Genomic DNA, 19929 nt, shown 5'->3' on the forward strand with positions numbered 1-19929 from the left:
GGGCAGGTAGGCGGAGCCGGGCCCGAGCCCGGCTCCGCCTACAGCGCCACGTCCATGATCAGATCAGCCAACTGCTCGTCGATGCGGTTGAGTTCCCCCGCGAAGCGGCGCAGGTCCGCGCTGGTCTGCTTGGCGTCGGCCTCACCCTGCTCCTTGGTGCGCAGCGCCTCGCCGACCTCGTCGCGGATGCTCTTGATCTCGGCGTCCAGGCCCTGCGCGATGGCGTCGCGCATCGTGCGGAGTTGCTTGGTGATCTCGTCGCCGAGGTTCTGCACGTCGGCGTCGGAGCGGTTCCGCAGTTCCTCGACCACCTGCTCGGCGACCTGCTCCTTCATGCGCTGGTTCGCCTTGTTGAGCTGGAGGGCGCCGCGGAAGAGGTTGCCGCCCAGCAGCATCGCGAAAATCGCGACCGGGCCGAGGCCCACGAAGACGGCGATCGCGCCGACCGCGATCTGCGGCAGCAGCGTGGTGAGCATCGTCCGCAGGCTGAAGCGTCCGCCGGTCAGCGCCGTGCGCGGGTCGAGGACGAACGACACCGCGTCGGCGAGCAGGCGTTCCAGCGGCGCCTGCGTCTTGTCGACGGCCTTCAGCACCTGCGTCTCGGCGTCATCGCGGGTCAGCGAGGCGCGGATCTCGTCGATGCGGGTGACGAACTGCTTCACATCGTCGTCGATCGAGCGTTCCAGGTCCTCGACGCGCCGGGTCAGCAGCGGCTTGAGCTCCTTCTCCTGCCACTCGGCGAACGCGACCTGGATCCGGCCCGCCAGATGGTCGGAGATCTCCTTGACCGCCGCCTCCATCTTCTCGCGCGCCTTGAACGGGTTGGCGCCGAGCGTGTTCGTCGGGTCGTAGTCGCGCGCCCAGCCGGGGATCTGGCCGATCACCCGGTTCATGAACCGGCGTCCCGCGTCCTCGACTTCGCCGCGCGTCTCGCGCAGGTGCCCCTCCATCTGCGCGACGATGACCCGGCGGTTCTGCTCCAGCCTGGTCAGCGGCACCTGCACGCGCTCGTAGGTCGCCCGCAGATCCTCGACGCTCTGCGTGAGCAGCGCCTCCTTGCGGTCGATCTGCTCGCGTGCCTCGATCAGCAGGTACTTCAACTCGCGGGCCGGTGACAGGATCTTCGCCCGGCCGCGCTCGCGGGTGAGGAACTCCTCCAGCGCGCGCTCCAGTTCGGGCATGCCCGAGTCGCCGACCAGGTCCGGGTCGCCCTTGCGGCGGCCGTTGAGCGCGGCCCGGGCGTTGACGAAGAAGACCCGGTCGGGACGGGAGACGTACGGGCCGAGGCGCTTGCGGATCTCCCGCTTGACGTCCTCGCGCTCCTCCTCCTCGACCAGGTTGATCTTGTTGCCGACGTAGAACACGTCCTCGTGCCCGCGCGCCTTCACGTGCACGTCGAGGAACAACTGCTCGCTGCGCGACATCGCCGCCTGGCAGTCGACGACGAAGACCAGCACATCGGCCTGTTCGAGGTACGCCAGCGTCACCCGCTCGCGCTCGGGCGCCTCGTTGAGACCGGGGGAGTCGACCACGACGACACCGTTGCGGCACAGTTCGAGCGGCCAGCGGACCACCGCGCGCTGGTACGGGTTCGGGGTGTTGTCGTCGTCCGCGCCGATCGTCACGTAGTCGACGATCTCCTCGACGCCCACGGGGATGGGGTCGCCCGCGCTGCCGTCAGGTTCCAGCGGGTAGATCAGCGCGGAACGCTGGTCGGCCCACATCACCTCGTTGATGATCGCGGTGCACGGCCGGGCGAAGGACGGCAGCACCTTGTCGCCGAGCATCGCGTTGATCACGGTGCTCTTGCCGCGCTTGAACTCCCCGACGATCATCACCTTGAACGCCTCGGAGGCAGCCCGCGTACGCACCGACGCGAGCTTTTTGACCCCGCTGCCGATCGACAGGCCCGAGATGACGGGCGTCAGCCGGTCGATCAGTTCGACAAGGGTCTCCTGACGGGCCCGCCACGCGCTGTAACCGCCGACTCCGGCCTGGGCCGCCCGGTGCTGGTCCACTGCTCTCCCTCCCTCCGCCGTGCCTGGTGCGCCCGGCCCGACGGTCCTTGCGGATCATACGGTCACGCGACCGTCGTCACGCCCCCGTGCCGTCCCCGTCGATCAGTGCGCTGACCCCGGAGATCAATTCCTGGGTACGGGTGAACAGTTCCTGCCAATCCGGCCCTCCGCGACCCTGCGCGCCGATCGCCGCGAGCCGGTCCGTGCGCCACGCCTTCTGGCCGCGGACGGCCTCGTCCATGACCCCGGCGTACAGCGAGTACAGCCGGTCCGACACCTGTTGCGAGAACCCGGTGAGCAGTTCTTCGATCGCCGGTTCGAGCGCCTTGGCGGCGTGCACGCGCTGGCCCTCGGTCAGCGAACCGGACTTCACCTCGCCCAGGACCATGCCGCCGACCGAAGCGGCCATGCCCGCACCCATCGGGATCGTCGACAGCCCGCCGGTCAGCGGGATCAGCAGCATGCCCAGCACCGCGACGCCGCTCGGACCGATGCGCCACGCCAGTTTGCGGCTCTTGAGGTCCTTCAGCCCCAGTTCCTCGGCCTCGTTCAGCTCGAACTCGGTCGACAACTGCTCGGCCTTGTCCACCTTGTGCGTGGTGCCCTTGCCGAAGTGCCGTTTCATCTGCGCGTCGAGCCACTGGAGGTCGGCCTGCACGCTGGAGTGCAACTGGCCTTCGTACTTCTTCGCCATCGAGGTCAGCTCGCGCCGCAACCGGAACGGCAGGTCGCGCTCCCACCACGTCTTGGGGTCCGGCGTGCGCTCCATCTCGTAGCGCAGCACACCCAGCAGCTCGTCCTGCGACTGCGCCAGGTGCTCGCGGAACTTCTCCGCCGTCGTGCTGCGCCGCTTCTGCAGCTCGACGCGGACCTTGCCCCACTCGGCGGTCATGTTGTCGATCTCGACCTCGGCCGCCTCAGCCGCACGACGCCGCTCCTCGACACCGAGCGCCCCGGCGGCCACGCCCTGCCGGGCGAGTTCGGTCATCTCCTCCAGCAGGCCGAGGAGCTGCCCGGCGGTCTGCCGGGCGCGCATGGCCCGCCGCCCGCCGGAGACTGCGTACTCCTCCAGCCGTCCGCGCACCCCTGCGATCGGTGCGTCGTCCTCGCGGTGCGGACCGGGCAGCACCTCCAGTTCCGGCGAGATGCGGCGGACGCGCCCGGTGAGATAGTCGACGATGTCCTCGCGCTCGTCCTCGTCGATGGTGTCGAGCTTGGACACCACCACCGTGATGCGCGGCACGTGGCGTGCGATGACCTCCTCCTCCAGGAAGGAGGTCTCCGAGATGCCCAGCGGGGCGCTCGCCGACACGACCATCAGCACCGCGTCGCTGGCGGCGACGGTACGGCGGACGAGGTCCTGCGCCTTGTCGTCGGCACCCTCGTCGCCGTCGTCCGCGTGGCCGCGCAGCCCCGCGTTGACGCCCGGGGTGTCGACGATCTCCACATCGAGCCGGGCCAGTTCGGGGTCCTCCACCAGGACCCGGACGCCGATCAGCGCGTCGTCGCCCTCGCGCGCAGCCGCGGCGTCGACGTCCGACCACGACGCCGACCCGGGCGGCCGGACCTCGGACCGGCCGTCCGCGTACTGGAGTTCGAGGCGCGCCTCGGGGCCCGGCGCGATCACTACGGGCACCCGGGTGTGCCGGCCCTCGGGGACGACCTGCGCCCCGAGAAGCCGGTTCACCAGCGACGACTTGCCCCGGCCGAACTCACCGACCACCGCGATCCGGAAGCCCGGCCGCCGCAGCCGCGCCCGCAGGCGGTCGATCTCGGTGCAGATCTGCTCCAGACCGAACCGCTCGGCCAGCTCGCGGGCGTCGGTGATCGGTGAACTGAGCGCGGCACCGGCGGACTTGACCAGGCTCGGACCGCTGCCGGGGCGCGGTTCGGGGGTACGCCGGGCCGGTGTCGCAGGTGCCGCCGCGGCGGCCCGCCGGGGATGAACGCCCGCCGAGGACGGTCCGGCTCCGACCCCCGGGGCCCTCGGCCCCTGCGGTGCGGATCCGGCCGGGGCCGCCGCCGACGCCGCCGGGCGCGGCGTCGCGGTCCTCGACGGGCCGGGTAGACCGGCGACGCCCGCCTCGGCCGACGAGCTGCGCGAGCTCGCCGCACCCGTCGAACGCGAGCGCGCCTCACGACCGGCTGCGGCCTGGCCGGGTGCGACCTGGAGCCACGTGCGGGTGCTCGGGACGAGGGCGTGGTAGACGCCGTACGCCGCACGCGGCAGCACCTGGGCGTAGGCGCGGGTGAGCAGCTTCAGGTCGCGCTCGCCCGGCTCGGAGACAAAGCGGGTCAGGGTCTGGAAGAAGCGGGCGCGGGCGGCGAGCGCCTCGGCCTGCATGGACAGGTTCCAGCCGGTCGTCTGGCCGGCCGCCTTGGCCAGCATGTCCGCGGCGGCGGGGTGCTCGGCCAGCGTGATGTGCTGGAGCACCTTCTGCGACGGCCACTCCCACTGCACCGCGCCCCACGCAGGGGTCACGTGGATGACGGGCGCCTGCGGCTCGCGGCGGCCGACGGCGATCAGCGAGGTCAGGGTCCAGGTGCCGGCCACGCGCTCGGCGACGGGCGGCAGCGCGAGCGACGCGCCCTTGAGCCAGCCGCGGAGTTCGGGGCTGCGGTGGATGCCGCCGAGCAGCCCGGCCACACCGGTCTGGTGGCGCGGCTGGTTCTGGGCGACGCGGGCGTTGACGGCCTCACGGTCGATGGTCACGGAGGTTGTCCTCTCGGGAAAGTCTGTTCTTTGCTCAGCGGATGGGAGACGCGGAGCCGGCGGGCGGCCGGCCCGCGGGGGAGGCGATGGGTGCGCCGGCCGGGTCCCCGACACGACCGGGGAGCACCGGCGCACCGACTGCGCCGTCGGCGGGTTACGCCGGCTGGTGCGCGATGACCGCCTGGTTTCCGCTGTCCGCCCACGCGTTGGCGAAGTCCGAGATCTCGACCGGCATGGTCTGGCCCTCGGGCCAGCTCGGGTCGTTGACGAGGACGTAGACCGAGCCGTCGGGCTGGACGTCCACGCCGGTGACCCACACCGAGGAGAGCGCGGGCGGGTTCTGCTCGACCGGCACGCCCGTGACCACGTCGTGCAGCGGCAGACCGGTCTCGTTGGTGTCCACGACCGCCATGACGGGGTCGCCGCTCTCCAGCGCGTTCAGGAGCGTGTCCATGTCGGCGTCGTAGACCGTCTCGGTCTCGATGCCGTGCAGCTCCAGCAGGTTGCCGACGCTGCCGCCGTCCATGCCGTAGACCGGGTCGAAGAACCCGGCGTTCTCGGCCTCGGCGGCCAGCGCGGCCTCGTTGAACGGCTCGCCGGTGAGCTTCTCGATGATCTGGCCCTCGGTGGCGAGCGGGGAGTGCGCCAGGTCCTGCACACCGTGGTAGTACGCGGCGTCGCCCAGCGGGTCGCCCACGCCGTCGAAGTCGGCCGGGGTCCAGTCGGGGGTGTAGTGCGCGACGTCCATCGGGCCGTACGTCTCGTAGGGCGCGACGGAGTCGGGCTCGTAGCCGCCGTAGTAGGTGTTGTCGTCTCCGACCACGGTCGTCTCGGTGTACTCGACCGTCGTGTCGGAGTTGTCGACGTACGTGGTCGAGTTGTCCACGTAGGTCGTGGAGTTGTCGACGTAGGTGTCGCCCTCGTTGGTGACGTACACGTCCGCAGTCTGGTCGCCGACGACGTACACGTCGCCCTGGACCGTGACGTCCACCTGCACGAACACGCCGTTGTACGGGTCGTACGCGACGTCGCCCCAGCACGGGTCGTAGACCACGTCGTAGTCGCCGTAGTACGGGCCGTCCTCGGCGTACGGGTTGTAGCCCGGGTCGGTGTACGGGTCGTACGACGGGTCGTAGCCCGGCTGCTCGAACGGGTCTTCGTACGTGTACTCGGTCGGCACGTACGTGTCCGGGTTGTAGTCGTCCTCGGGAACCGGGAGGTCGCCGCCCTGCGGGACCTCCAGCGGGTCGACCGTGCCGTCCGCCGGGACGTCGGACGGGCCGTCGTAGGTGTGGCCGTTCTCGGCGTAGTAGTGGTCGTAGTTCGGGTCCGACGGGTCGAGGCCGACGTTCGGGTCGTTCGGGTCGACCGGCGCGTACGGGTCCTCCGCGACGTCGGTGGGCACGGCGTAGGGGTCCTCGGCGACGTCCGTGGGCACCGCGTACGGGTCTTCCGACACATCGGTCGGAACCGCGTAGGGGTCCTCGGTCGAGGTGGCCGGGTCGGTGTAGTCGGCCGGAACCGGGATGTCGCCGCCCTGCGGGACCTCCAGCGGGTCGGTGTAGTCCGGGAGTTCAGGCGCCGGCGGAACGTCGAGCGGGTCGGTGAGGGCGGGGTCGCCCGCCGCGTCCAGGGTCTGGCCGTCGGCCGACTCCGTCTCCCACAGCAGCTCGTCGCTGCCCGTCTCCTCGCCGAGGGTCGTGTCGTACGAAGGGTCGAGGTCCTCAGGGGCCTCGGTGTACATGTCGTCGCCGTAGTGCTCGTTCATATTCGGGTTCCCCCCCGAGTCGAGAGGCGTTCGCGCAACGTGTTGACCGTCGCGCGGCGCCGTTCCGTCTGCCTGCCGGCGTCCTCCAGCAGGTTCCTGCGTGCCGCGAGGATTCCCTCCCGGCGGCGGTGCTCCGTGACCAACTCGTCGACGGTGGCCGCGTACGTGGCCCGAAACTGCGCCACGTGCTCGCGGACCGTCTCCGCGTAGTTCTCGGTGGCGGTCTCGATGGCCTCGCTGATCTGTCCCGCGAGGCCGTTCGCGACCGTCTGGAGTGTCTGATGCATTTCGGCCCGTGCGTGGTTCCGCAACGCGTTCATGTCCGTGGACGCCATCGAGTCGGCGATCCGCGCGGCGAAGCCACCGAGACCACCACGCGCCTGTGGGGTGGGAGGCGGCGGAATCGTCGGAGGCGATTGGGGAGGATATGCAGGAGGTCTGTCCGGAATTCCCCGACCGAAGTGCCCGGAATGCCGTGGCAACGGGGGAGGCATAGGGGGCGGCACCGTGCCCCGCAGCGGGCCGGTCGGCGGGGGCATCGAGGCGAACCACTGGTCCACTCCGGACCCGATCGGACCCGATCTCGTTGCCTGTTGGCGAACCGCCCGTAGCTGTTGTGTGACACCGGAGACGTTCGACTCGTACGCCAGCAGCGCGTTGTCGGCGAGCTGCGTGCCGCTGACGACCGTGATGCGCGACCGCGCGACGCGCACCACCTCCTGGTCGAGCTTGGCGTACTCCGCCTCGAACGCCGCTTCGACGGCCGCCTCGGCCTCCCGGGCACTCTCCGCGAGTGCCGCGGTCACGGCGGTCTGCACGACATCGCCGATACGCGGCAGGTCACGGCGTATCAGCTCGGGAACATCGGTACGGATGACCCGGCGCATGTCGTCCGGCGTCGCCGCGGCGTCGATCGCGGCGTCGATCGCCCGGCGCGTGTACTGCTGCCACTGCGCGGCCATCACCCCCGTCGCCCGGCGCGCGTTCTCGGCGCCCGCGTCGACCAGGGTCCGCGCGTGCGCCGCGTGGCGCAGGGTGAACGCGTCGAGGTCGGGGATACGCGCCGCACGCAGCTCCGCCTCCTCCTCGGCCAGCCGGCGCCGCGCGTCTTCCAGTTCGGAGCCCAGTTCCCCGAGCAGGCCCTCCAGCAGCCGCAGCAGGTGGTCGGAGACGGCGATGATCCGCTGACGCTGCATCTGGTCGCGCAGGGAAGCGAGCGTCGCGGGGAAGGCGTCGGCCCAGTACTCCTGTTCGGGCCCGAGCAGCGGCCGACCGGTCGCCCTGCGCAGGACCGCGTCCGCCGCGACGCCCTCCACCACGACGTCGTCGAGCCCGAGCAGGCGGGCGAAGCGGCGGCGCACGTGGTTGAGGAGATCGTCGTGCTCGTCGTCCTCGACGTGGTCCATCTTCGTCACGAGGAAGATGCAGCGGCGCAGCAGTGCGGGATCGAGCGCGTCGGTGAGGAACGCGGTGAGCGAGGACGACGCCGGCGACGCCGACGGGCTCAACACGGCCGCCAGGTCGGCCTCGTCGCGCATCACCGACGCGGTGATCTCGGTGTGCCCGACCTCGGCGTTGGTCCCGGGTGTGTCGATGATCACGAGCCCGTCGCGCAACGGCGTCGCGGGATGCCGCACTTCGAGGTACTCCAGGTGCGGCGCGATGCGCTCGTCGGCGGTCAGCAACGAGAGGATGTCCGCGGTCGCGCGAGGTACCCGCAAGTACGGCGCGAGGTGCAGCAGCATGCGCCCGAGCGGGCTGTCGGGCCCTTCGGCGGAACCGGAGGGATAGACGTACCGGATCCCGTCGTTGCGGAACCGCACCTGGAGCGTGAACTCCGACCCGTGCGTGATCCGCGTGGCGGCGGCCGTCGTCCGCAGCGCGGAGGTGGGGAGCAGGTCGAGCCCTAGGAGGGCGTTGATGAACGTGCTCTTCCCGGCGGAGAACTCGCCGATGACCGCGAGGTAGTAGCGGTCGTCGCGCAGGCGGTCCTCGACCGTCCGGATGCGGTCGGTCAGGCGCGTCAGCCGATCACGGTCCGCGACCGTGCGGCGTATCAGACGCAGCGCGAAGTCGAGGTGGTCGGAGACCTCGGTCAGCGCTTCGATCGTTTCACGCCGCTCTTCGCGAGCGTCGTCGGACCGGTTTCCGGTCGGCCCGTCAGTTCTACCCAGGTGCATGGCCCCCCCAGAGTGGGGTCAGTCTGACGGTGGCCGGTTACCCGCGTCAACGTGCGTCGCCGGTGGTCGGGGGGCCACACAGCGCCGGTATTCGCACAGCGAATCGAATGGACAATGCACGCGTCCTTGCGTCACTCTGACCGCCTGTCAGACCGCGGGGGCCTGGGATGGGGACGGCGGTCGAAAACTTCTGGCGAAGGAAGCTTTCTGCATGCGTGCTGTGGGGCGATACACCCGAATTCGGATGGCCACCGCGGTGATCGCGCCGTTGATGGTGGCTGTCACCGCGTGCGGGTCGGACGACGACAAGGGCGGGAGCGTTGCCGCCTCGTCGTCGGCCTCGACCGGAAGTGCGGGCGGGGACAAGGCGCCGTCCGGCAAGACGCTCACCGAGGCGGAGCTGAAGGCCGCGCTGGTGACCGCCCAGGACCTCCCCGGTTGGGACGTGAAGACCGGAGACCCCGAGGGGGACGGCGAGGCAGACGGCGTGGGGGAGAAGACCGACAAACCCGAATGTCAGCCGCTGATTGATCTGTTCACTGCCCGGCCCACAAGCACGGCTATTGCTGCGGTGAGCAAAACGGACGGTTCCTCCGCCACCGTGCACAGGCTGGAAATCGGGCAGTTCGACGAAGCCAAGGCGACGGAGCTCCTCGCCAAGGCGACCGCCGCATTGCCGAAGTGCGCACAGTTCACGGGGACCGAGCCCGACGGGACGCGGACCGACTATGTCTTCAAGGCGGGTCCGGCCCTGCCCTTCGGGGAAGACGCGGTGACGTTCCTCTACGGCATGGACGGTGAGCCGGCCACCTCGTCGTGGTACGTCACGCGCAGCGGCTCGGCGCTGTTGAGCGCCATGCCCATCGACTTCGTGTACGAGGGCACCGACCCTCTCTCGACGCCCGAAGACATGATCCGCACCCAGTTCGACAAGCTCGTCGAGGCGCAGAAGGGCTGAGCGGTCGCCCAACCAGGCGGCCGACCTGAAGCGGGCGGGGTTGTCTCGCGGCCGTCCCGCCCACTCCGCGCACGGGCCGCACGCGGCGCCTCGGTCCCGAGCTCCGACGCCGGACGCCGTCCCGTCGTACGCTGCTGACCGGCGTCCCCACCGCCTGCCCGAGGAACTTCATGCGCGTCTTGTCCCGGTCCCGCCGTGCCCGCGGTGCCGTCGTCGTGGCTCTGGCCGCACTGTTCGCCGCCACTTCGTGCTCCGACGACGGAGACGGCCCGAAGACCGCCCCCGACGCGCTCTCCGAGAAGAGCCTCCGGGCCGCGCTGCTCACCCAGGGAGAGCTCCCGCAGGGGTGGGAGCTTGTCGGCGGCGGCAAGGAGGTCACGGCCGACGAGATCGTCAAGGCGGACCGGGCCGCGTGCCAGTCGGTGATGGACATGGTCTCCGGCCGTTCCGCGAAGGTCGCCCCGACCGGCCAGGTGGACGCCGGCCTGCTCGGGCCCGGTGAGGAGGAAGGCGCCTCGCACCTGGGGATCAACCAATATGAGGAGGGCGGTGCGGCGGCACTGCTGGAAGCCGTGAGGACGGCACTGCCGGGCTGCGCGTCCTTCGGCATCGTCGAGAACGACGGCAGCACCACCGCAGTCGCCGTCGCACCTGGGCAGGGCCCCCAACTCGGCGACGCGACGGTGTACTTCGAGCTGGCGACGGTCGACTCGTCGGGCGGCATGCTGCGCGTTCCGCACGCGATCGTGCGCAAGGGCTCGGCGCTGGTCATCACGTCCACCCTCAACCTGCCGGACACCGCGACGGTGCCCATCCCCGAAGAACTCCTGCGCGCCCAGGTGGACAAGCTCGCGCGCATGCAGCAGCAGGTCTAGTCCTGTGCTCAAGTTGGTCGGAGCCAGAGGAGTGTGGCGGCGAGGGTGACAGCTGCTTCGCGGCTTGTTGCTGTTTCGTCGTCGCGGGTGGCGGTGCCGCGGACGTGTTCGAGCGTGTCGATGCGGCGTTCGACGACGTTGCGGGCTTCCGGCGGCAGGCCCGGCTGGGACGTGTCCGGTGCCGTCCGGAATCATCCGGCCACGCCGCATTCAGGTTTCTTTGAGCTTGCCGGTCGATGATGACCCCGTGACCGCGTCCATCCTCGTCGTCGACGACGAAGCCAACATCCGCGACCTGCTCACCCAGACCTTCCGCCTGCTCGGCTTCGCCGTGCGGGCCGTGGCCGACGGGTCGGCCGCGCTCGCCGAGATCGCGGCGGAGATGCCCGACGTCGTCGTGCTCGACGTCGGGCTCGACGGCCCCGACGGCTTCGCGGTCACCAGGCGTCTGCGCGCGGAGGGCCACCACGTTCCGGTGCTCTTCCTCACGGCCCGCGACGCCGTCGAGGACCGGATCGCCGGGCTCACCGCAGGCGGCGACGACTACGTCACCAAGCCCTTCAGCCTGGAGGAGGTCGTGTTGCGCATCCGTGCCATCCTGCGCCGCACACAGGCCGCCGCCCCGGCCGACACCGCGGACGACGAAGTGCTGCGCTACGCCGACCTGGAACTGTGCGAGGCCACCCACGAAGTACGCCGCGCCGGCCGAGCCGTCGATCTCTCTCCGACCGAATTCCGGCTGCTGCGCTACCTGATGGAGAACGCCGGCCGGGTGGTGAGCAAGTCGCAGATCCTTGAGCGCGTGTGGCGCTACGACTTCGGCGGCGACGGGCGGATCGTCGAGAGCTACGTCCACTACCTTCGCAAGAAGATCGACAGCTCCGGCACGCCGCTCATCCACACCCTCCGCGGCGTCGGGTATTCCCTGCGTCTGCCGCGCGGGGGAGCGTGATGACCGCCATACGGCACCGGACCCTGCGTTTCCGCCTCGCCGCCACGGTGTGCGTGCTGACCGCCGCCGCACTGCTGGTCGCGAACGGCGTGGGGCTCGTGCTTCTCAAGTCGTACCTCATGGACCGGGTCGACCAGCAACTCAACGCCGCGGGCACCGGGGCGGTCGTGGTGACGTCGGTCATCGACCGCCTCAGCAGCGAGGCGGCTGCGAAGAACGGTGACGGCGAGGCGCTCCAAGGTCTGTTCGCCGACCGTTTCGACGGCCGGTCGAGGATCTACATCGTCGAAGCCGACGGCTCGTCGCGCGTGCTGCCGGCCGACGCCACCGCCGGGCCGAGGCTGCCGGACCGCACGGAACTCGTCCGCCGCGTCGGCACGCTGTTCACCGTCGGCGGCGACGACGGCAACGATTGGCGGATGCGTGTCCGAGCCGAAGCGGACGGTAGCCGCCTCATCGTCACCGCCGTCTCACTCGCGTCCGTCCAGGCAACGTACGAACGCCTGCTCTGGATCGACGCGATCGTCATGGCGGCCGTCCTTTCCCTGCTCAGCGTCGTCGCGCTGCTCATGGTCCGGGTCGGGCTGCGGCCGCTCACGCGGATGGAGGCCATCGCCGGCGAGATCGCGGGGGGCGACTTCGCCCGCCGTGTTCCGGACCCCGACCCCCACACAGAACCGGGGCGTCTCGCGCTTGCCATGAACGCGATGCTCTCCCGCGTCGAGGAGGAGATCACCGCACGCCGCGCGTCCGAGCAACGCCTGCGCCGATTCCTCTCCGACGTTTCCCACGAACTGCGCACGCCGCTCACCACGATCCGAGGCTTCGCGGAACTCCAGCGCCGACGCGGTGTGCCCGACGAGGCCTTCGCGCGCATCGAGGCCGAGGCGGCCCGCATGGGCGTCCTCGTCGACGACCTGCTCCAACTCGCCCGGCTCGACGAACACCCCCATCTGACCCGAAGTCCCGTCGATCTTCTCGAACTCGCCGCCGACCTCGTCCGAGACCTGCACCTGCGCGAACCGGGGAGGCCTGTCGCGCTCACCGTGCTCGACACGGACAGTCCGATGTTCGAACCGGTCACCGTCTCGGGCGACGAACTGCGCCTGCGCCAAGTGCTGTCGAACCTCCTGGCGAACTCCGTACGGCACACTCCGGCGGGCACGTCGATCACCGTCCGCGTCGGCGTCGCCGCACCGGAAGACCTCATCGCCGCGGCTTCGGCAGCCGGTTCGACCATGGACCCGCATACACCGGTCGCGGTCGTCGAAGTCGCCGACAGCGGGGCGGGAGTCCCCCCGGAGCACGCGGAGCGCATCTTCGACCGCTTCCACCGCGTCCCATCGGCACGCACCGAGGGCGGAGGGTCGGGGCTCGGACTGGCCATCGCTGCGGCACTCGCCGCAGCGCATGACGGGCGCATCGAACTCGTCGCGCGATCAGGGACATCCGGAGCCACCTTCCGGCTGCTGCTGCCGCTGCCGGATTGAGCGCCTGCGTCCCGGCTGATTCCCAGCGTGCTTTGAGCCGCACCGCAGATCGCGTCGAGGTCCGAGGGCGAGCATCGCCGCAGTGCGACCGGGGGGCCTGCCCCCGGCGTACCGGGCCAAGGAGCGATGCATGCCATCCGAATCACATGCGCAATCCCCGGCGTTCGACACGGCAGTGACGGGGACGACGGCGATGACGACACCGACCACGCGCCGGACCCGGATCGCCTTCATCCGGCGCTTCGCGGCGGCCTCGGCGGTGGCGCTGGCCATCGGCCCGGCCACAGCGTGCGGCGGTGACGCCAAGAGCGCGGAAGTCGCGACCGTGAACGGCGGCGCGTCCGGAGCATCCGCCGCGACGGCGGCCGACGAATCCGCCCGTGCCCGGGAGTTCGCGCGATGCATGCGTGACAACGGCGTCCCGATGCAGGACCCGGATCCCGGCACCGGCAAGCTCGACATCGGCGACATGCGCGGGAGCGCCGACGCCACAACCCTGCGCAAGGCCATGGATGCCTGCCGGGACAAGGCTCCGCAGTCGTTCAAGGAACGCAACGGGCCGAGCGAGAAGCAACTCGATGCGATGCGCGCGTTCGCGAAGTGCATGCGCGAGAACGGGATCGCGATCGAGGATCCGGGCCCGGACGGATTCGACAAGGGCTCGTTCGCCACCAGCGCGCCCGGCTTCGCCCAGGCGTGGAAGAAGTGTCAGGAAACCGCTCCGCTGCGTCCCGAGGGGGCGGAATGACCGCGCGGCGGCGGCTGCGTGCCGTTCTCGTGTCCCTCGCCCTGCTCGCCGGGACGGGCGCGGTCGGCGCGGTCGCAACCGGCGTCATCGGCGTCATCGGCGACGACCCGCCGGACGGTGGGCACACCCCCGCAGGTCCGCCCGCGACCGCGTCGGTCGAGCGAGTGAGCCTCGTGCGGTCCCAGACGGTGCCGGGAACCCTCGGCTACGGCGCGGCGACATCCGTCGAACACCCCGGCACGGGAGCGACGGCTACGGGCACGCCGGCGGCGCCCGGCACCCCTGGCGGCGGACACCTCACCTGGCTGCCCGACGTCGGCGCCCTGGTCCAGCGCGGTCAACCCGTGTACGCCGTCGACGAGCGCCCTGTGCCGCTGCTGTACGGCGCGACACCGCTGTACCGGGAACTCGCCCCCGGAGACGAAGGCCAGGACGTCGCGGTCGTCGAGAACAATCTCGTCGCCCTCGGCTACACGGGCTTCACCGCGGACGACGCCTACACCTCCGCGACCGCCGACGCCGTCCGCGCATGGCAGAAGGCCCTCGGCATCCCCGAAACCGGGACGATCGGTCCGGGCGACGCCGTCGTGGCACCCGAAGCCCGGCGCGTCGACAGCGTCACCGCGACTCTCGGCCGCGCCGCGTCCGGCCCCGTGCTCGACTGGACAGGGACGGCGCGCGGCGTCTCCGTCGCGTTGGAGGTGCAGTACGAAGACCTCGTCGACACCGGGACGAAGGCCACCGTCGAACTGCCGGACGGCACCACCGTGGACGCCGAGGTGACCAGGGTGGGCAGCGTCGCAACCGCGGCGCCGTCCGTCGGCGGAGGCGCCGACGGCCAGGGTCCACAAGCGGCTTCCCAGGACAGCGAGGGGGCCACACTTCCGGTCGAACTGGCCGTGTCGGACCAGGGGAAACTGGGCCGCTACCAGGCCGCGCCCGTCGAGGTCACGTTCGTCGCCGAAACCCGTGAAGGAGTCCTTGCGGTGCCGGTGAACGCGCTCGTGGCACTGCGCGAAGGCGGCTACGCGGTCGAGGTCGTCGACCCGGCTGCTTCCGCCCCGGGATCGACGGGGCCCGACTACCGCGCGGTCACCTTGGGCATGTTCGTCAACGGACGTGTGGAAATCTCCGGGCCGGGGATCACCGAGGGCCTCACCGTCGGAGTACCCCGATGACGGCGCGTCCGCTGGTCGAACTGGTCGGCGTCGCGAAGGAATACGGCGGAGTCCTCGCACTGCGTGACGCCCACTTGACCGTGCGCGTGGGGGAGTTGGCCGCCGTCGTCGGGCCCTCGGGGTCCGGCAAGTCCACGCTGCTCACCATCATGGGAACGCTCAGCCGCCCGACTTCCGGGACAGTCCGAGTCGCGGGCCACGACCTCGACGATCTGCGGGACCGCGAACTCGCCGCGCTGCGCGCCGCGACGATCGGGTTCGTCTTCCAGCAGTTCCATCTGGGTCCCGGGCCGGTCCTGGACGCCGTGGCCGACGGCCTCCTCTACCAGGGCACACCGCGGCGCCGGCGCCGAGCGCTCGCCGAACAGGTCCTGCACCGTCTGGGGTTGGGGCATCGCCTCGGCCACGACACACACCAACTGTCGGGAGGTGAGAAGCAGCGCGTCGCCATCGCCCGAGCGGTTCTCGGCGACCCGCCGCTGCTGTTGGCCGACGAGCCGACCGGCGCGCTGGATTCGCATGCCGGCGCGGTCGTCATGGAGGCACTGTACGAACTGCACCGAGCCGGCACCGCGGTGATCGTCATCACCCACAACCCCGACATCGCCGCATCCCTGCCACGCGAAGTCCGGCTCAGGGACGGCCGCATCGAGTACGACAGTGCCTGCGCCGCACCGGTCCCCGCAGTCGCCCAGGAGGCCCCGGCGCGGCCGGACACGCCCGTGACAGACCCCGAACACCACCGGAGCAACGGGCAGTTCGTACGGCCCGACGCGATCGGTCCGCGGCATCCAGGCCGCCGCGAGGAGGACTCGTGACCGTACGGCGCTTTCCCGGCAAACGCCGGAGTCCCCGGCCGAGCCCGCCGCGGCCGGCCCGCATGCGCGCGGCCGACATGGCCCGAGTCGGGGCCGCAGGGCTGCGCGCCCGCCCCACGCGCGTCTTCCTGTCGGCCCTCGGGATCGCCATCGGCATCGCGGCGATGATCGCGGTGATCGGCGTCTCGGCCTCCGGGCGAGAGGACTTGGACCGCCGCCTCGACGCGCTCGGCACCGACCTGCTCACCGTCTCGCCCGGCAAGTCGCTGGGCGGGGCCGCGGCGAGCCTGCCGGCCGACGCGGTGGCCATGATCGGCCGGATCGGACCCGTCGAAGCCGCATCGGCGATCGGCAAGACCGCAGCGAAGGTCTACCGCAGCGACCGAATACCGGAAGCGGAGTCCGGCGGCATCGGGGTGTACGCCGCCCGGCTCGACCTCCTCGACACGGTCGGCGCCGTTGTCACGCGCGGTACCTGGCTCAACGCCGCGACGCACACCTATCCGGCGGTCGTCCTCGGCCCCAAGGCCGCGGAACGGCTCGGCGTCCACACCCCGGGGCCACAGGTGCAACTGTGGCTCGGCGAGCGGTGGTTCACCGTGGTGGGCATCCTGGCCGCCAATCCGCTGGCACCCGAGCTCGACGCGGCCGCGCTGGTCGGCTGGCCCGCGGCCGAACGCGAGCTCGGCTTCGACGGCCACCCGACCACCGTGTACACGCGGACGGAGGACTCCGCTGTCCTCGACGTCCAAGCCGTCCTCGGCGCGACCGCGAACCCTGCGGAGCCGAACGAAGTCGAAGTCTCCCGACCGTCCGACGCCCTGGCCGCGCAGGAAGCCACCGACGACACGCTCAACGGCCTGTTTCTCGGCCTGGGCGCGACCGCCCTCCTGGTCGGCGGGGTGGGCGTGGCCAACACCATGGTCATCTCGGTCTTGGAACGCCGCGCCGAGATCGGCCTGCGCCGCGCCCTCGGCGCCACCCGGGGGCACATCCGCGTGCAGTTCCTCGCCGAGTCGCTGCTGCTTTCGCTGCTGGGCGGCGTCGGCGGAGTCTTTCTCGGCATGGCTGCCACGACGGGATACGCAACGCACCAGGGCTGGCCCACCGTGGTCCCGCCCTGGGCGATGGCCGGAGGGGTCGCCGCGACCCTGGTGATCGGCGTGGTGGCCGGGCTCTATCCGGCGGTACGGGCAGCCCGTCTCGCCCCGACGGAGGCTCTTGCCTGACCCTCGCGCTCCTCCGGGCCCGCCCGCCGTTCGCCTTGCAAGCGCGGCCGGCGGGCCCGGTCGTCCCCGTTGCGACCGCGGGCTTCGCGGACCACCCGCCGCCGACCGCAGGCCCCGGCCGTCGCCGGGTCGTCGCGGCCTTGAGCCCCCCGTCCCGCCGTTCCGGGTCCGTACGACCGTTGGTCTCGGGCATGGCTCGCAAACCGTCAGCCGGGTATGCCTCGGACAGAGTCGAGGCGATCCCTCGCAGGCGTACCGCAGTGTCCGGGGCCGCTGCCGCACGAGCCGTCACCCACGGCTTGGCGGCGCATACTGGGCAAAGTGGGCCGGGCGGCCACCGTCGCGCGGCCGTGCGCGGTGTGTGCGCGGTCTCCCTCGTCGACCGGTCCAGTCGGCCCCGGAGGAGGCGGCGATGTTCGAGGAAGCGCAGTATCTGGCCCCGGTCACCCGGAAGGCCGACGGCAGCATCGAGGTCGAGCTGTCGCGGAGCCACCCCGGTTTCGCCGACCCCGTGTACCGCGAACGGCGCAACCGGATCGCCGAGCTCGCGCTGCGGCACACGCCCGGCGAGCCGATCCCCGAGGTCGACTACACGCCCGAGGAGCACGAGGTCTGGCGGATCGTCTCCGCCGAGCTGGCGGTGGCGCATGCGGAGCTCGCCGTCGCCGAATACCTCCGCGGATGCGAGCGCCTTTCCCTGCCCGCGGACCACATCCCCCAGCTCCAGGAGGTCAGCGACCGGCTGGCGCCGCTCACCGGCTTCCGCTACCTGCCCGCCGCCGGGCTTGTGGAGCTGCGCGAGTTCTACGGCACCCTGGCCGACTCGTACTTCCATTCGACGCAGTACATCCGGCACCACAGTGTGCCGCTCTACACCCCCGAGCCGGATGTCGTCCACGAGGTCATCGGCCACGCCAACGCCCTGGCGAGCGACCGCTTCGCCGCCCTCTACCGCCTGGCCGGCGAGGCCGCACGCCGGGTGGAGAGCCGTGACGCGCTGGAGTTCGTCTCCAAGGTCTTCTGGTTCACCCTCGAATTCGGCGTCATGGCCGAAGGCGGCGAGCTGAAGGCCTACGGCGCCGGGATCCTCTCCTCGTACGGCGAGATCCGCGCGTTCCGGGACATGGACATCAGGCCCCTCGACCTGGCCGCGATGGGCACCACGACGTACGACATCACCCACTACCAGGACGTCCTGTTCCGCGCGGAGTCCATGGACCACCTCGAAGACGTCGTCGGGGCCTTCTGGGCCACGTGCGACGACGACGCGATCGCCCGGCTCTCGGTGCCGGTCGCCTGACGGGCGACAGCCGAAGCGGTGCGAACGTCACGCCGTCATCGCGGCGGCCGTTTCCAAGAGCTCCGTCGCGGTTCCGGTGAAGCCGGGCAGCAGGGTCACCGCGGCGGTCCAGGCGTCGGCGTCGTCGGCCAGGTGCTTGTGTGCGAGGTCTCCGGCAAAGGCGCCGGCGACGGCGAGTGCGACGGCCGCGGGCCGGGTGTCGCGCAGGATTTCGTCGGGGCCGACGAGGCGCTTCGCCAAGAGCCGCCGCAGTGCCGCCTCGGGGATCGGGTCGGCCGGGGATGACGAGTGCCGGGCCGTGAGGGCGTCGCGTGGTTCGTCCGACGTGCCGAGTGCCGACGCGATGCGTGCGCGCAGTTGCGGGGGAGCCAGGTTGAGAAGCGGTGCGAACGGGCGTTCGGAAGCAGAGTCGGTCGGCGGGTGAGGCCCGGCCACGTCCGACTCCCTTGCGGCCTCGACGAGTTCGCGGATCGTTCCGGGGTACTCGGGGCCGAGGGCGGCCAGGCGGAGCCAGCCGTCGACGTCGTCGGGAAGCAGACGGCGGAGCTTGTCCAACGGTTGCTCGAAGACGGTGCCGCCCTCCAAGCGCATGCGGAAACGGTCCACCGCGCTCAGGACGTGCCACGCGGGACGACCCTCGTCGACGAACCGACCGGCCGTCACCACGCCGTTGATCAGGGCCTGTTCCAACGGAAGGGTGGAGTGGGAGGCCGAGGAGGCCAACAGGACCGTGACATCCAGCGGGCACCCCTCCGCGCCCGCGAGCCCCGCCGACACCTCGGGGCTGAACGGCGTGCTCTGGTGCGCGGCCGCGACCGCCTTCCAGTCGGGGGCTCCGGCAACGGTCCCGAGCACATGGCGGACCTCGTTGCGCCGCAGGCCGTCCGCGCGTAGCGACCGGATGAGTTCGTCGGTGTCCGGTCCCGGCGAGACCGCCGCCTCCAGCACCGCCAACCCGTCGTCCGACTCCAGCGCGGCGCGTACGACCGGACCGATGACGCGCGTGCGATACCGGCCGATGCCCAGCGCCACGCGTACCGCGTCGGCCCCCGCGAGCCGCCACAGCGAGGCGAACGCCCGGAGCCGTGCGTGTTCGACGTGGGGCTTGTTGGGGAGCTCGCCCAGGATCGACAAGCTGTGCCGGACCAGTTCGACGTCGCGGGCGTACGCAAGGGCCAGCACATAGGGGCGGGCCCGGGTGGTGAGCAGTTCCTCGTACAGCGCCGGGTGCAGTTCGGGGCCCTCGACCAGGATGCGGCGGCGCAGGCGGGTGTCGGCGCGCGAGTTGGTGAAGACGCGACGGTTCACCTCGGCCGAGCCGAGTGCGACGAAGCGCTCCAGGACGCGGCGGGGCACCCGGTCGTCGCCGGCCAGGGCGACGTGGTCGCGGTGGTCGCCGTCGGTGAGGATCCGGTCGATCAGCGGCGTGATGTCGGACAGCCGCCCGAGCAGCCGTCGCCGCGTGCCCGGCGCGCAGCGCTCCAGGACCCGGGCGGCGACGTCTGGTCGGGAGTGTCTCAACAACGCCGCCATGCCTTCTATCGCCACGCGCCCACTCCTCGATGACACCGGTGCACACACGGTGCAACACACCGCGTACCGGACGGACCGGGCCATCCGTCTGGGAGCGTGCATTCTGCCACGCCGTGCAAGGTGGGAGTTCGCGTGCCGAGGAGCCCGCGGCCGGGGGGGGGGGGGGGGG

Annotated in this window: 14 protein-coding genes; 9 read left to right on the forward strand and 5 right to left on the reverse strand. The window is 71.3% G+C overall.

Features of this window, described 5'->3' with window-relative positions; genetic code table 11:
- Nucleotides 1-38: 38 nt before the first annotated feature.
- The 4 genes from ACRX5W_RS07085 to ACRX5W_RS07100 form a co-directional block, all read right to left on the reverse strand.
- Entirely contained in the window at nucleotides 39-2018 is a 1980-nt protein-coding gene (locus tag ACRX5W_RS07085; protein WP_436787076.1) for a dynamin family protein, read from the reverse strand.
- Nucleotides 2019-2094: 76 nt separating this feature from the next.
- Nucleotides 2095-4731: a dynamin family protein gene (locus ACRX5W_RS07090; protein WP_436787077.1), complete on the reverse strand. Its 2637-nt coding sequence runs from the start codon at nucleotides 4729-4731 to the stop codon at nucleotides 2095-2097.
- A gap of 154 nt (nucleotides 4732-4885) precedes the next feature.
- Nucleotides 4886-6499 carry a hypothetical protein gene (locus tag ACRX5W_RS07095; RefSeq protein WP_436787078.1) on the reverse strand — a complete coding sequence of 538 codons (1614 nt, stop codon included), beginning with the start codon at nucleotides 6497-6499 and terminating at the stop codon, nucleotides 4886-4888.
- Nucleotides 6496-8679, reverse strand: coding sequence for a dynamin family protein (locus ACRX5W_RS07100; protein WP_436787079.1), 2184 nt, complete (start codon nucleotides 8677-8679; stop codon nucleotides 6496-6498). The genes ACRX5W_RS07095 and ACRX5W_RS07100 overlap by 4 nt, the downstream gene beginning before the upstream one ends.
- A gap of 211 nt (nucleotides 8680-8890) precedes the next feature.
- Here ACRX5W_RS07100 and ACRX5W_RS07105 point away from each other — a divergent pair, with 211 nt between their 5' ends.
- The 9 genes from ACRX5W_RS07105 (at nucleotide 8891) to ACRX5W_RS07145 (ending at nucleotide 18227) form a co-directional block, all read left to right on the forward strand.
- Nucleotides 8891-9637 carry a hypothetical protein gene (locus tag ACRX5W_RS07105; protein ID WP_436787080.1) on the forward strand — a complete coding sequence of 249 codons (747 nt, stop codon included), beginning with the start codon at nucleotides 8891-8893 and terminating at the stop codon, nucleotides 9635-9637.
- 170 nt (nucleotides 9638-9807) lie between these two features.
- Entirely contained in the window at nucleotides 9808-10512 is a 705-nt protein-coding gene (locus tag ACRX5W_RS07110) for a hypothetical protein (RefSeq protein WP_436787081.1), read from the forward strand.
- A gap of 247 nt (nucleotides 10513-10759) precedes the next feature.
- Nucleotides 10760-11464 carry a response regulator transcription factor gene (locus tag ACRX5W_RS07115; RefSeq protein ID WP_436787082.1) on the forward strand — a complete coding sequence of 235 codons (705 nt, stop codon included), beginning with the start codon at nucleotides 10760-10762 and terminating at the stop codon, nucleotides 11462-11464.
- Nucleotides 11464-12954: an ATP-binding protein gene (locus ACRX5W_RS07120; RefSeq protein WP_436787083.1), complete on the forward strand. Its 1491-nt coding sequence runs from the start codon at nucleotides 11464-11466 to the stop codon at nucleotides 12952-12954. The genes ACRX5W_RS07115 and ACRX5W_RS07120 overlap by 1 nt, the downstream gene beginning before the upstream one ends.
- Nucleotides 12955-13084: 130 nt before the next feature.
- Nucleotides 13085-13702, forward strand: a complete 618-nt coding sequence (locus ACRX5W_RS07125; protein WP_436787084.1) for a hypothetical protein — start codon at nucleotides 13085-13087, stop codon at nucleotides 13700-13702.
- Entirely contained in the window at nucleotides 13699-14880 is a 1182-nt protein-coding gene (locus ACRX5W_RS07130; RefSeq protein ID WP_436787085.1) for a peptidoglycan-binding protein, read from the forward strand. The genes ACRX5W_RS07125 and ACRX5W_RS07130 overlap by 4 nt, the downstream gene beginning before the upstream one ends.
- Complete coding sequence (locus ACRX5W_RS07135) at nucleotides 14877-15698, forward strand: ABC transporter ATP-binding protein (protein WP_436787086.1); 822 nt, start codon at nucleotides 14877-14879, stop codon at nucleotides 15696-15698. The genes ACRX5W_RS07130 and ACRX5W_RS07135 overlap by 4 nt, the downstream gene beginning before the upstream one ends.
- 62 nt (nucleotides 15699-15760) lie before the next feature.
- Entirely contained in the window at nucleotides 15761-16927 is a 1167-nt protein-coding gene (locus ACRX5W_RS07140; RefSeq protein ID WP_436787506.1) for an ABC transporter permease, read from the forward strand.
- A gap of 412 nt (nucleotides 16928-17339) precedes the next feature.
- A complete protein-coding gene (locus ACRX5W_RS07145; protein WP_436787087.1) occupies nucleotides 17340-18227 on the forward strand; it encodes a phenylalanine 4-monooxygenase in 888 nt (295 codons plus the stop codon).
- Between the two features lie 27 nt (nucleotides 18228-18254).
- Here the strand turns inward: ACRX5W_RS07145 and ACRX5W_RS07150 are convergent, their stop codons facing one another.
- Nucleotides 18255-19775: a hypothetical protein gene (locus tag ACRX5W_RS07150; RefSeq protein WP_436787088.1), complete on the reverse strand. Its 1521-nt coding sequence runs from the start codon at nucleotides 19773-19775 to the stop codon at nucleotides 18255-18257.
- Nucleotides 19776-19929 lie beyond the last annotated feature (154 nt).

Source organism: Yinghuangia sp. YIM S10712 (genome assembly GCF_051388935.1).
Lineage (GTDB): Bacteria > Actinomycetota > Actinomycetes > Streptomycetales > Streptomycetaceae > Yinghuangia.